Annotated in this window: 10 protein-coding genes; 5 read left to right on the forward strand and 5 right to left on the reverse strand. The window is 72.3% G+C overall.

The window, feature by feature from the left end:
- Positions 1-45: 45 nt before the first annotated feature.
- Complete coding sequence (locus tag ABT147_RS01695) at positions 46-1,233, reverse strand: cytochrome P450 (RefSeq protein ID WP_351401569.1); 1,188 nt, start codon at positions 1,231-1,233, stop codon at positions 46-48.
- On the reverse strand, positions 1,230-4,379 hold the full coding sequence (locus tag ABT147_RS01700) for a non-ribosomal peptide synthetase (protein WP_351401572.1): 3,150 nt from the start codon (positions 4,377-4,379) through the stop codon (positions 1,230-1,232). The genes ABT147_RS01695 and ABT147_RS01700 overlap by 4 nt, the downstream gene beginning before the upstream one ends.
- A gap of 165 nt (positions 4,380-4,544) precedes the next feature.
- Here ABT147_RS01700 and ABT147_RS01705 point away from each other — a divergent pair, with 165 nt between their 5' ends.
- From ABT147_RS01705 to ABT147_RS01720, 4 genes are all read left to right on the forward strand, one after another.
- A complete protein-coding gene (locus ABT147_RS01705) occupies positions 4,545-7,502 on the forward strand; it encodes a type I polyketide synthase (protein ID WP_351401574.1) in 2,958 nt (985 codons plus the stop codon).
- Between the two features lie 165 nt (positions 7,503-7,667).
- A complete protein-coding gene (locus ABT147_RS01710; protein WP_351401576.1) occupies positions 7,668-9,503 on the forward strand; it encodes a non-ribosomal peptide synthetase in 1,836 nt (611 codons plus the stop codon).
- On the forward strand, positions 9,500-10,237 hold the full coding sequence (locus ABT147_RS01715) for a thioesterase II family protein (protein WP_351401578.1): 738 nt from the start codon (positions 9,500-9,502) through the stop codon (positions 10,235-10,237). Before ABT147_RS01710 ends, ABT147_RS01715 begins: the two co-directional genes overlap by 4 nt.
- Positions 10,238-10,345: 108 nt before the next feature.
- Positions 10,346-10,936: a TetR/AcrR family transcriptional regulator gene (locus ABT147_RS01720; protein WP_351401581.1), complete on the forward strand. Its 591-nt coding sequence runs from the start codon at positions 10,346-10,348 to the stop codon at positions 10,934-10,936.
- 62 nt (positions 10,937-10,998) lie between these two features.
- Here the strand turns inward: ABT147_RS01720 and ABT147_RS01725 are convergent, their stop codons facing one another.
- The 3 genes from ABT147_RS01725 to ABT147_RS01735 form a co-directional block, all read right to left on the reverse strand.
- Complete coding sequence (locus tag ABT147_RS01725) at positions 10,999-11,619, reverse strand: hypothetical protein (RefSeq protein WP_351401583.1); 621 nt, start codon at positions 11,617-11,619, stop codon at positions 10,999-11,001.
- Positions 11,620-11,667: 48 nt separating this feature from the next.
- Positions 11,668-12,042, reverse strand: a complete 375-nt coding sequence (locus ABT147_RS01730) for a VOC family protein (RefSeq protein ID WP_351401585.1) — start codon at positions 12,040-12,042, stop codon at positions 11,668-11,670.
- 65 nt (positions 12,043-12,107) lie between these two features.
- Positions 12,108-12,833: a 4'-phosphopantetheinyl transferase family protein gene (locus ABT147_RS01735; protein WP_351401587.1), complete on the reverse strand. Its 726-nt coding sequence runs from the start codon at positions 12,831-12,833 to the stop codon at positions 12,108-12,110.
- A gap of 157 nt (positions 12,834-12,990) precedes the next feature.
- Between ABT147_RS01735 and ABT147_RS01740 the strand changes: the two genes are divergently transcribed.
- The gene (locus ABT147_RS01740; RefSeq protein WP_351401590.1) at positions 12,991-13,425 is read left to right on the forward strand and encodes a VOC family protein; all 435 of its coding nucleotides are present in this window, start codon (positions 12,991-12,993) and stop codon (positions 13,423-13,425) included.
- Positions 13,426-13,429 lie beyond the last annotated feature (4 nt).

Raw genomic sequence — 13,429 nt, forward strand, 5'->3', positions numbered from 1 at the left:
ACGGCCCGTGTGAGTACGGCCCGTGTGAGTACGGCCCGTGTGAGCTCAGCGGGCGACGAGGCGCACGGTGGCGTGCGCCGGGCCGTTCACCGTGATCGAGCGCAGCGGCTCGATGTCTCCGGCCGGTTCGACGGCGGTGACCGTCTCCGCGAGTGTCTCCAGGAGCATCCGCATCTGGTGGCGGGCCATGGTGCTCCCGACGCAGACGTGCTCGCCCGTTCCCAGGGCCAGATGGCGGTTGGGCTGCCGGCCGAGGTCGAAGCGTCCGGGTTCGGTGAACACGGACTCGTCCCGGTTGGCCGAGGGGATCCACAGAACGACCCGGTCCCCGGCGGCGATGTGCCGCCCCCGGACGACGGTGTCCGCCGTGGCCGTGCGCATGCTGTGCGTGGCGCTGCTCGTCCACCGCAGCACCTCCTCCGCCGCGGTCCTGACGAACTCGCCGTCCCGCTCCCGCACGAGCCGCTCCCACTGCCCCGGATGCGCGGCGAGGGCGAGGATGCCGGAGGCCATCGACAGGCCCGCGTTCTCCGACGCTCCGACGAGGTTCTCGACGCCGAGCAGGATCTCGGTCTCGGTGAGCAGGTCGCCCTCCACCTCGTTGTTGACGAACATGCTCATTGCGTCGTCGGCGGGCTCCTCCATCCGCGCGTACATCAGGTCGATGAAGAAGCGCATCAGCGGGAGGTGGCTGGTGAGGGGTTTGCCGGACTCGAACGCCTCCGTGGTCCACCTCAGCAGTCGCTCGCGGTCCTCCGGCGGCACACCGAGCAGCCGGGCGATGCTGTGGCCGGAGAGCCGGGCTCCGATGTCGTGGACCACGTCGCAGGTGCCCGACTCGACGGCGCGGGTCACGACCGAGCGGACCTCGGCGCGCATCTCCCCCGCCAGGGAACGGGCGCACCGTTCGCTGAACCGGTCGGCCACCTGCCCGCGCAGGGCGCGGTGCCGTGGTGGATCGGTCAGGGCCATGGTCAGTCCGCTGCCGGGGTCCTCCCCCAGTTGCGTCGGCCGCAGCAGGACGCCCCGCGCCGAACTGAAGAGGCCCGGGTCCTGGTACACGTCCCGGATGTCCTCGTACCGGGTGAGCGACCAGAAGCCGGGCAGGTCGCCCGGCTCGTGCCAGTGGACCGGGGCGTCCTGTCGCATCCGGCGCCACAGCTCGTGCACCTCGCCGGAGGCGTGCAGCTCCGGGTCGACGACATCGGCGGGGGTGAAGGCGATGACGGTCATGACGCGGCTCCCGCGGCGATCAGGGCCAGACGGTCGTGGAAGCCGTCGAGCAGCTTCGACGCGGTGGTGTGGGCGACGGTGTCACGCCGGTACGAGAGCACCACGTCGAGCGCGCCGTCCTCGTCCGGCCACACCTCCAGGTGCAGTTCCAGCGGGAGGGCGGCGTACGGCGGGCGCAGATGCGCGGCGGTGACACCGGGCAGGTCGAGCCGGGGCGGAGGGTTGTCCTGGAGGGCGAAGAGGGTCTGGAACACCGGAGGTCGCCCGGCCGTGGTCGTCCCCACGGCCCCTGCGAGGGCAGTGAAGGGGACGTCGCCGCGTGCGAAGGCTCGGTGGACCCGTCTGCCGGTCTCCCGGATGCCGTCCTCGCCACCGCCGAGGGCGGCGCCGCCCAGGCGCACCGGCACCATGTTGATCAGACAGCCGATGGTCCGCTCCAGCTCCGGGACGGTGCGCTCGGCGACGGGCACGCCCACCGCGAAGTCCCGCTGCCCGCTGACCTCGGCCATCGTGTCCGCCCAGGCCGACAGGAGCACCGTGAACCGGCTCGCTCCGGGTGCGGCGCCCCGTTCGTCGAGGCGGGCCGTGAGAGCGGGGGCGAAGGACACGTCGAGGTGTCCCGTCCCGGTCTCCCCGGGGCCGGGCGCCTCGGGCCAGCGGAGCTCGGGCACGCCCCGGAACTCCTCCCGTATCCGCTCCGTGCGCCTCGCCGGGTCCGCCGAGTCCGTGACCGCCGTGACCGCCGCCGTCAGCCGGGCACGCTCGGCCAGGGTGGGCGGGGTCGTGCGCGGCTCGCGCCCGGCGTAGGCGTCGGAGAGGTCGCGGGCCAGGACGGATTCCGACCGGCCGTCGAAGACGATGTGGTGGACCAGCACCCCGAAGAGCCGGCCTCCGGTGCCGGTGACCGGCACCAGCGCGGTGCGCCACAGATCGGCGTCCTGGGGTTCGAGGGGCTCCTCGAAGAGCCGTCGCAGCGCGCCGACCGCCTCGTCCACGGTCGGTCTGGCGTCCAGGAGTTCCAGTGGCGGGGCGGAGATGTCGGTGACCTCGGCATGGGGCCGGGGGTCCACGCGGAAGGCCGTACGCAGCGTCTGGTGCCGCTCGTGGACGGCGGCGACGGCCACCTCCAGGGCGTCCGGGTCGAGCGGGCCGTCCAGGTGCCAGGTCATCAGGCAGTACGAGGACCGGTCCTGCGGCGCCGTCAGATGCCGGGTGAGGAAGACCAACTCCATCGCGGTCAACGGGATGTCACCGGTCAGCGGGATGTCACCGGTCGGTGACGGTACGGCGGTGTCCCTGGCCCGCGTCGACCGCAGCCACGTTCCGAGGCGTTCGGCCGACGTGTGCTCGTACAGGCCGGACAGCGGGACCGGTCGCCCCGCCCGCTTGCCGATGCGGGTGCAGGCACGGGCGGCCTGGAGCGAGGTGCCGCCCAGTTCGAAGAACGACATGTGCGGCGGGACGGTCCGCCGGCCCAGCACGGCGGCGAAGGCCTCGGCCACCAGACGGACGAGCGGATCTCCGACGTCACCGACGGTGTCCACGGGGCCGACGTCACCAACGGGACCGACGGGGCTGACGGGGCCGTGGGCATGCTCGGCGGGCTCCTCGGGCACGCTCGCCAGCAGGGCGCGGTCGTCCAGCTTGCCTCTGCCGGTCAGCGGGAAGGAGTCGACAAAGGCGATGTCGGCGGGGCGTTGGTAGGCGGGCAGGTGGCGGGCGAGGATCGCCGGTATGTCCGGTGGAGCGTCCGGTGGGGCCGCGCCCGCCCGGTTCGGGACGCAGAACGCCACCAGTTCGAAGGCGCCGGCGAGTTCGTTCCAGCGCGGGACCACCCGGCAGTCGGCGACGGACGGGACCAGGCGGACGATCTGCCGCTCCACCTCAACGGGTTCGACACGGTTGCCCCGGACCTTCACCTGCCGGTCGATCCGGCCGCGGAACTCGACGATCCCGTTCTCGTCCAGGGCGCCCAGGTCCCCGGTGCGGTACAGCCGGACCCGTTCACCGAGAATGTCGACGTACGTGAACTTCTCGGCGGTGAGGGCCGGTTCACCGAGGTAGCCGTGGGCCAGGCCGTCGCCCGCGACGCAGATCTCCCCCGGTTCTCCGGGCGCGCAGGGGCGGTCGCCCTGGAGGACGAAGACGGAGGTGCCCGGTACCGCCCGGCCCAGCGGGATGCCGGCGGGCCGGGCGCAGTCCGGGGCGGTGATGCGGTGGGTGGTGGTGAACACCGTGCTCTCGACCGGGCCGTAGCCGTTGATCAGGGCCGTGTCGGGGAACCGGTCGAGGAAGCGGGCGACGTGCCGCGCGGAGAGTCGTTCCCCGCCGATGACGACCTGGGACAGGCCGCTCATCGCCGTCAGGTCCTCGTCCACGATCAGGTTGAACAGACTGCTGGTCAGCCACACCGTGTTCACCCCGTGGCCGGCGACCGTCGCGCGCAGGGCCTCGGCCGTGAGGAACGGCTCGGCGACCAGGACGCAGGTGCCGCCGTTGTACAGCGCGGCCCACAGTTCGAGGGAGAACGCGTCCCACGGCAGCGCCGCCGCGAGGGGGACGACCGTGTCCCGGTCGAAGCGGGCGAAGGTGCCGGGCCGGAAGAGCCGTGCCGTCGCCCGGTGCGGGGTGATCACTCCCTTGGGGCGTCCCGTGGTTCCGGAGGTGAAGAACACACAGCACGCGTCGGAGTCCCGAACCGCCACGGCGGTGCGGCGGGCCGGGTTCTCCCCCGGGCCGTCGTCGGCCGGTGTCCACAGCGGCGCGGACAGCCGGGCCTCGGTGCCCCGTCGGGCGACGACGAGGGGCGGCCGGAGCTGTGCGACCACCGCGTCGAGACGCGCGGGCGGCCAGTCCGGATCGAGCAGCGCGTAGGCGGCACCGCATTTGAGAACGGCCAGCAGAGCGACGACCAGGTCGACGGAGCGCGGCATCAGGATCGGCACCGACTGCCCCTGGGCGACACCGGCTGCTGCGAGTCGGTCCGCTAATCGCTCGGCGCGGGCGTCCAATTCACCGTAGGACACCTGGGTGTCCCCTGCAACGAGTGCTGTGGATCGCGGTCGAGCGCGCGCCTGTGCGGCGAAGACGTCATGCAGTCCTTCCCCCGGTGTTTCATTCGACTGCAACTCGTCGACCCCCTTCACAATCAGGAGCGTACGACGTTGCCATGTCTGATCGTTTCCTGCCAACCTCCTTTTCTCAAAAAGGGGTTGAGACCGAGTTCAGCATGAATATGATCACGGGGCGACACGGCATCGGTGCGGCATCAGATGGAATATCCGATATCCAACGGCATGATGGGGGACGTTGTGACGAGTCGGGATCGTTCCCTGGACATCGCGGTCATGGGCATGGCGGCGCGGTTACCGGGTCCCCGTGAATTGGACGACTGGTGGGACTCCCAGCTCCACGGCGGCGTGCACAGCAGGAGATACACGCGGGAGGAGTTGCTCGCGGCCGGTGTCCCCGCCGCACTGGTATCCGACCCGGACTATGTGCCCGTACGCGGCCATCTCGACGACTGGGACCGCTTCGACCACGACTTCTTCCAGATCCGGGGGCGCGAGGCCGAACTGATGGACCCCCAGCATCGCTGGATGCTGGAGGTGGCCTGGAACGCCCTCGCGGACGCGGGGGTTCCGCCCCGCGACGACACTCTGGTGACCAGCGTCTACGCGTCCATGACGGGCAGCGGCTACATGCGCGCGATGGTCCGTGGCGGAAGCCTCGATCCGGGCCTGCTGGACGATGTGATCCACGGCACCGAGCCGGACTTCATGGCGAGCCGCGTGGCGTACAGACTGGGCCTGACCGGGCCGGCCTTCGCCGTGCAGACGGCCTGCTCCTCCTCGCTGGTGGCCGTGCACCTGGCGGTGCAGGCACTGCTCGGCGGCGACTGCGACCAGGCCCTGGTGGTGGGAGCCGGGTTCGGCTATCCGCAGGCGGGCCATCTGCACCAGCCGGGCGGCGTGCTGTCGGCGACGGGGGCGTGCCGGCCGTTCGACCGGCACGCGGACGGGGTGATCGCCGGGTCCGGCGCGGGTGCCGTGGTCCTGCGCCGTCTGTCGGACATCACCGAGGACGATCCGGTGCCGTACGGCGTCATCCTGGGCACCGCGATCAACAACGACGGGAACGCGAAGGCCGGTTACTACGCGCCCTCCTCCACCGGGCAGCAGCGGGTCATCGGCGCGGCGCTGGACGCGGCCGAGGTCGACGGCGGCTCCCTCGGCTATCTGGAGGCCCATGGCACCGGCACCCGGATCGGGGACCCGATCGAGTGGGCGGCGGCCAGCTCCGCGCTGCGCGGGGCGGGGGCCCGGCCGGGCAGTGTGGCGGTGGGCGCCCTGAAGGCCTCCATCGGCCATCTGGACGCCGCCGCCGGGGTCGCCGCGCTGATCAGGGCCCTGCTCGTGGTCCGTAGCGGTGTGATCCCGCCGGTCGCCGGGTTCACCGCGCCCAATCCCCTGCTGGAGACCGAGGACTGCCCCCTGTACGTCCCCACCGAGGCCGTCCCCTGGACCGGTGAGCGCCCGCGACGCGCCGGGGTGAGCGCGTTCGGTATCGGCGGCACCAACGCACACGTCGTGATCGAGCAGGCACCACCACGCGAGCCGGCCGGCTCCGGGGCGGGGGCACGGGCGCCGCGCGAGCGCCTGGTGCTGCTGTCCGCTGCGGATCCCGAGGCGCTCGACCGGGTGGCCGACGGGCTGGCCGACCATCTCCGGGCCCATGACCCGGATCTCCACGACGTGTGCGGCACCCTCGTCAACGGCCGCCCCGCGCTGGGCGAGCGCCTCGCCGTCACGGGCCGGACGAGCACCGAGGTAGCCGAGCGCCTCGCCGCCCGGGCCGGGACCTTCCGGGGCACCGCGCCGGTGACGGGACCCGACCCGGTGATCCTCCTCTTCCCCGGCGGGGGCGCCCAACGCCCGGGAATGGCCGAGCCCTTCACCGTCCTGCCCGGGTTCCGCCCGGCGCTGGACCGGTGCCTCGCGGTGTTCGACTCCCCGCTGGCGGAGCGGATCCGGCAGGCGCTGTTCGACCCGGACTTCCCCGCCGACGAGCTGAACCGGCCCGCGCTGGCGCAGCCGGCCCTCTTCGCCGTGGGCCACGCGGCGGCGACCGCGCTCATGGACCTGGGGGTCCGGCCGGCCGCCGTGTGCGGACACAGTTCCGGGGAGATCACCGCCGCCGCGGTCGCCGGAGTCTTCGGCCTGGAGGACGCCGCCGCGTTCATCACGGCGCGCGGCCGGGCCATGCAGGACTGCCCGGAGGGCGCGATGCTGGCCCTCGGGGTGGACGTGAAACAGGCCCTCGCGCACGCCGAGGAATGGGGTCTCGACCTCGACGTGGCCGCGGTCAACGGCCCTGACTCCTGTGTGCTGGGCGGGCCGGTCGAGGAGGTCGACGAATATCTGCGGCGCGTCGGCGACACCTGTTTCGTACGGCGGCTGCGCTACTCCCACGCCGGCCACTCCCGTCTGATCGAGCCCGCGCTGCCCGCGCTCACCCGGGCGATGGAGCGGATCGAGCTCCGGCCGCCCACCCTGCCGATCGCGCTCAATGTGTCCGGTCGGGTCGTCGCGGCCGGTACGGTCCTCCCGCGCGACCTGTTCGTCACCCAGGTCCGGCAGTCCGTACTGTTCGGCGCCGCCCTCGACTCACTGGCCGCACACCTGCCGGGCGCCCTGGCCGTGGAGATCGGCCCGGGGCGCCCCCTCTCACCACCGGCGGAGGCGGCCGGCTTCCCCGTGGTCGCCCTGGACCGGGCCAGGGACGCGCAGGGGACGACCGCGCTCGCCGGTGTCGGCGCCCTGTGGGCCCTGGGCCAGCCGATAGCCGTGGACGCGCTGACCGGCGGGGGCCGCAGGGTCCGACTCCCCGGCTATCCCTTCGCGGGTCCGCGCTCGGTGGCCCCGGAGGCGCTCGCCGCCCCGGAGGCGCTCGTCGCCCCCGCGAACGCCCCGGCCCCCGCCCCGCTTCCGGAACAGCCGAGCGAGGAACCGGAACCCGAGTGCCCGGCACCCGTCGATCCGGCGGAGGGAGTGACACGGATCTGGGCGGAACTGCTCGGTCGGGACGATTTCCCGGCGGATGCCGACTTCTTCGCCGAAGGCGGAGATTCCCTGCTGATCACCCGGCTCATCCGCAGGGTGAACAGCGAGTTCGACATCCGTGTCCCCGTGCGCGAGATGCTGGCCCGGCGGACACTGAACGGCCATATCGCGGTGGTCGTCCGAATCCGGGACGAATCCGACCGCTAATCAGGATCCTCATTATGGGCGGGCGAACACAATTCGGCCGCCCCGCAACACGGATTACCCAATTCCGCTTATTGCACAGGGGAGTTCTTCTTGTCGGCCTCGCACCATGTGAAATTCATCGGCGAACCATTGCCCGAAGAAGCGTTCGTTCCCGCACACGAAGCGGTGGCTTCACTGGCCGCCGACCGTCCCACGGCGGTCGCCCTGCGCTGCGGTGACCTCGACCTCACGTACGGCGATCTCGTCGCCTGGTCCCGGCGGTTGTCCCACCGTCTGGCCGCGGCCGGGGTGGGCGCCGGTGACCGGGTCGCCCTCCTCGCCGAGCCCTCCGCCGCGATGATCGCGTCCGTGCTCGGCGTCCTCGGCGCGGGCGCCGCCTATGTGCCCGTCGATCCGGCGCAGCCGGATGCCCGGATCGCCGCGATCCTCGACGACGCGCGGGTGCGGGCCGTGGTGGCTACGGCCCGGACGCGGTCTCGTACGGCGGGTTCCCGGGTGCCCGTCGTGACGGTCCCCGACGTACCAGGCGAGGAACCGGACACCGCGCCCTCCGACTCCTTCGCCGCCACGGTCGGCCCGGCGGACCCGGCCTATCTCATCTACACCTCCGGCAGTACGGGCGAGCCCAAGGGTGTCGTCGTCGAGCACCGCAACCTCACCGCCTCGACCCGGGCCCGCCTCCTCGTCCATCCGGGGACCCCGACCTTCCTCCTGCTGTCACCGTCGGCCTTCGACTCCTCGGTCGCCGGGATTTGGGGGACGCTCCAGGCGGGCGGCTGCCTGGTCGTGGCGTCCGACGCCGAACTGCGCGACCCGGAGCGGCTGGTCGCCCTCATCGCCCGCCACCGTGTGACCCGCACCCTGTGCGTGCCCACGCTGTACGGGCTGCTGCTCGACGCCGCCGAGCGCGCCGGGACCGAGCCGCTGGCCTCCCTGCGGCAGGTGATCGTCGCGGGCGAGGCCCTTCCGCAGGCACTGGTCGACCGGCACTTCGCGGTCCACTCCCCCGGGGTGGATCTGGTCAACGAGTACGGCCCGACCGAGACGACCGTGTGGGCCACCTTCCAGCGTTTCACCGGGGCCGGACCAGTCGGCATCGGCGGGCCCATCCCCGGTGCTCTGCTCTACGTCCTCGACGACGGACTCCGGCCCGTACCGCCGGGCGCGGAGGGCGAGTTGTTCATCGGCGGGCCGGGGGTGGCCCGTGGCTACTTCGGCCGCCCCGAGGCCACGGCGGCGGCCTTCCTCGACGACCCCTTCGCCGACGAGCCGGGCGCCCGCATGTACCGGACCGGCGACCTCGTGCGCCGGAACACGGCCCACGGGCTGGACTTCATCGGCCGCAAGGACGACCAGATCAAGGTGCGCGGCCACCGCGTGGAACTCGGCGCGGTCGAGTCGGCACTGCGCCCGCTGGAAGGCGTCCAGGAGGCGGTCGTCCTGCCCGACGTACGAGGAACGGGTCTGATCGGCTTCGTGGCCTCGCGGGAGGGCGCGGACCCGCTCGCGCTGCGCCGCGCCCTGGCGGAACAGCTGCCTGCCGTGATGGTGCCCGGCGAACTGCGGGTGCTGCCGGAGCTGCCGCGCAACCTCAACGGCAAGCTCGACCGCGCACTGCTGCGGACGCTCGCCGCCGAGCCGTCCGTCACCCGCCCCGCCGCCGTGTCCCGCTCCGACGATCCGCTCACCGCCCAGGTGACCGCCGCCTGGTCGGAGGTGCTCGGCGTGGCGGTGGTGCCGCCGGACGTCAACTTCTTCGATCTCGGGGGCCATTCACTGGCCATGTTCCAGCTGCAGGACGCGCTGGAACAGCACTGCGGGCTGCGGCCGTCGATCGTCGACCTGTTCCAGGAGACCACCGTGGCGGCACAGGTCACGCTCATCCGCGCCGGCCGGGAGCAGGGCGAGGACGCGGCGCCGGCCTCCTCGGCCGAGGCCGCCCGCAGAGCCCGGACCGCCCGGCTCCGACAGCAGCGCGCACGGAAGGGGGCCCGTCGATGACCGCGAACACCTCGCGCTGGCTGGCATGCGAGACGGCCCGGCCGGAAGCGCGTACGCGACTGGTGTGCTTCCCGCACGCCGGCGGGTCGGCCTCCTTCTACCGTTCCTGGGGCGAGGCGCTGACCGAGGCGGAGGTCCACGCGGTCCAGTACCCGGGCCGCGCCGACCGGTTCGACGAGGAGCCTCCGCACGACCTCCTTCGGTTGGCCGCCGACATCGCCGAGGCGCTCGAACCCCTGGCGGATGTCCCGCTGGCGTTCTTCGGGCACAGTCTGGGCGCTCCCATCGCCCTGGAGACGGCACGCGCGCTGCAACGCCGGGGCATCCACATCGAGCACCTGTTCGCTTCGGGTTCCCGTGACGCCCCGCTGCCCACCGGCCTCGTCGCCGAGGAGGACCCCGACCGGCTGCTCGACGATCTGGTCAGGATGGGCGGCACCGACGCGGAGATGGCGGCCGACCCGATCTTCCAGGAGGTGGTCCTGCCCTATCTGATCGCCGACGGCCGTATGTTCCACGACTACGCCATGGCGCCCGAGCCCCTGCTCACCTGCCCGGTCACCACCATCGTCGGCGACCGGGACGACGACGCGGACCGCCGCCCGTGGAGCGCCCTGAGCACCCTGCCCGTCCAGGAGGCCGGCGTCAGCGGCAACCACTTCTATCTGATCGCCGACCCGCCGTTCTCCGTCCTGCGCGAGGCCCTCCTCGTCCGGCGCCCCGACTCCCGCTGAACCGGACGGACCGTGACCGAGGGCGGCGATGGCCCCGCAGTCGACTCAAGGAGTACCGCTGACTCCCCGGTTGACGTACCTTCAGTACGTGAAGAGCGGGGGGAGAGGATGACTCAAGGGGTTCGGGCTCAGCAGCGGGAGCGGACTCGGCAGGCGTTGGTGCGGGAGAGCAGACGGTTGTTCTCCACGCTGGGGTACGGAGCCGTGGGTCTGTCGGAGATCGTGCGGGCGGCAGGGGTCACCAAGGGGGCGCTGTACCACCACTTCGCCAGCAAGGCCGAGTTGTTCCGGGCCGTGCTGGAGCAGGTGCAGCAGGAGGTGGCCGACCGGATCGCCGAGACTGCGGACGCCCGGGAGGACACCTGGGACCAACTGGTCTCCGGATGCCAGGCGTTCCTCACCGTGTCCACGGATCCGGAGATCCAGCGCATCATGCTGGTCGACGGTCCGGCGGTGCTCGGGTGGAGCGAGTGGCGGGCCATGAACGAGACGACTTCGGGGCAGCATCTGGCGCAGGTGCTGGAGGAGTTGATCGGCAAGGGGACGATCGCCGCGCAGCCGGTCGAGCCGCTCACCCATCTGCTGTCGGGCGCGATGAACGAGGCGGCGCTGTGGCTGGCCGCTTCGACGAACCCCCGCGATCTGGACGACACCCAGACCGCGCTGGTGGCGATGCTGGACGCCCTGCGGGTCGAGTGACGGCGAGGGCGCCCCGCCGGGTGCGGGACGCCCTCGCCGTGCCGCTCGGCCCGTCGGCCCGCTCAGCGGGCGAGTTCGTCGGCTCGCGCGGAGGGGCGGCCGGCGCGGCGTGCGCAGGTGTAGCAGCCGCCCTGGCCGCGGCGGATGTTGTTCAGCGTGGGGGTGCCGATGTGACCGCAGGCCACGCAACGGCACCGCCACCGGTCGCGCACCCGGCCGGGGAAGGGTTCCAGCGGTTCCATGCCGATCGCGCGCATCTCCGCCTCGGCGGTCTCGCGCTCCACCGGTACCCGGCCCGCGCACGCGCGGCAGCCGCCCTTTCCGGCACGGATCCCGAAGAGCCGGGGATGGACGGTACGGCCGCAGACGATGTGCCGGCAGGACCATCTCACCCTGGATCCCGGGTAGGGCTCCAGCGGTTCGAAGCCTGCGGCGCGCATGTCCGCCTCGGCCCGCTCCCGGCCGGCCGCCCGTCGCCGCTCGCCGGCGGCGAGGCGTCCGCAGTGCCGGCATCCCCCGCTCGCACCGATGCGCACCGAGGTGAAGGTGGGCGCGACATGGTGCGCGTTCTTGACGCAGCGGCTGTTCCAGGCCACGTTCGCCCCGGGATAGGGCTCCAGTGGTTCGAGTCCCGCGGCGCGCATGACCGCGACCGCCACACCGGCGTCGATTCTTCCGGGCATGACTGCCTTCCCCCTCTTGGCTGTCGATCTCGCGTACGCGCCGATGGGTCATTTCGGTGCGACGACGAGGATCTGTACTCCGTTCGGATCGGTGACGACCAAGTCGTTCCCCGCGGAACCTCCGGTGTCGGGTGATCGCCTCGCGGCGGACGCGCCGCAGGCGGCGATGCGTTCCAGCTCCCGTTCCCCGCCCTCCACTTCGAGGGTGAAGCGGATCATGCGCACCGGCCGCCGCTGCGCTTCCGGCAGGGCCGGGTGCGTGGTGTCGAGAAGGGCGAGTTCACAGGGCGTCAGTCCGGGGCGGCCGAGACCGACGTACCAGTCCGTCTCGTGTGTGACCTTGTAGCCGAACAGCTTGGTGTAGAACTCGCGGGACTCCTCGAGGCGTGTGGTGCGGATCACCGGACAGAGGCTGGTCAGCATGGAGCGCCATCTCCAGTCACGTACCGAAGGTATGCGAGTGAACTTAGTGACATACCATCGGTATGTCAACAAGGGCCGCCGCCGGTGCCGTTCACCGCCCGTCCCTGCAAGTCACCCTGGAAAGCAGCCCAGTTCAGCCGGTACGGCGCGCCGGGCACGGGGGTGCCCGACGGGACGGCCAGGGCCGCGGCATGGGTGGTGTTCTGCGGACCGCAGGACAGGTTCCGGACGGTCCAGCCCGACGGGCGCGCGGGCGTCCCGGGCCCCGCGCGGTCCCCCAGCCAGTCCCGCTCCAGTCCGCGTCCGAGCCCGGTCCCGAGAGCCTTCAGATAGGCCTCCTTGCGCGCCCAGAGCCGGCAGAACCGCGAGGACCGCTCCTCCTCGGGGACCGCCAGCAGCTCGCGCCGCTCCTCGGGGTGCAGGCGCTCCAGGCACGCCTCGACGGTCCTGCGGCCGGGTACCCGCTCGGCGTCCACCCCCAGGGGCACGCGGCCGATCGCGACGAGGGACAGGCCCGGGGCATGGGAGAGCGAGAAACACAGGCCCGCCTCGGGATCGAGGAGTACGGGTCTGCCGTGCGGACCGCCGCAGCGCGCGCACGGCTCACGTCCGTACAGGACGTCGACGGGATGGCAATCGAGGTGCGCGGCCAGCAGCAGACGGAGTGCCGTGTGCGCCGCGACGTAACGGGAACGGTCCGGTTCCCGCCGGAAGGAGCGGGCCCTGCGCCGCTCCGCCGGGTCCAGCAGGGAGAGGCTGAGCGCCTCGTCCCACGGTGGAGGACGCCGCACGGCCCACACCTGCGGACGCTCCGGTTCCCTCGGCCCCTCCACCGTCATGTGCCCCCGCTCTCGCACCCGGCGGACGTGACGACGGGTGGCGCTCCTCGTTGACACGACGAACGCCACCCGCTCAGACGCCCCGCGACCACCTCGGAAAGGTGCCCCGATGACGTCCTCCGCCATGACCGGTTTCTACCCGGTGATCTGCACCCCGCTGCTCCAGGAATCCGTGAGGTTCTACACCGGCCTGCTCGGATTCGAGACGACCTTCGAGAACGACTGGTACGTCAGCCTCCGGCGGCACGAGCCACCGCACTACGAACTCGCCCTGGTCGACGCCGGCCACGAGACGATCCCCCCGGCGTTCCGCCGCCCCGCCCAGGGCGTCCTGCTCAACTTCGAGGTGACCGACGTCGACGCCGAGTACGCCCGGCTCGTGGACGACCTCGGCCTGAAACCCGAACTGCCGCTGCGCAGCGAGGACTTCGGGCAGCGGCACTTCATCGTCGCCGCCCCCGACGGCGTACTCATCGACGTCATCACGCCCATCGCGCCCACCGACGAGTACGCCGCCGCCTACACGGATCCCCCCGGCGCCTGAGGGC

This window comes from Streptomyces sp. NPDC001868 (genome assembly GCF_040297125.1).
GTDB lineage: Bacteria > Actinomycetota > Actinomycetes > Streptomycetales > Streptomycetaceae > Streptomyces.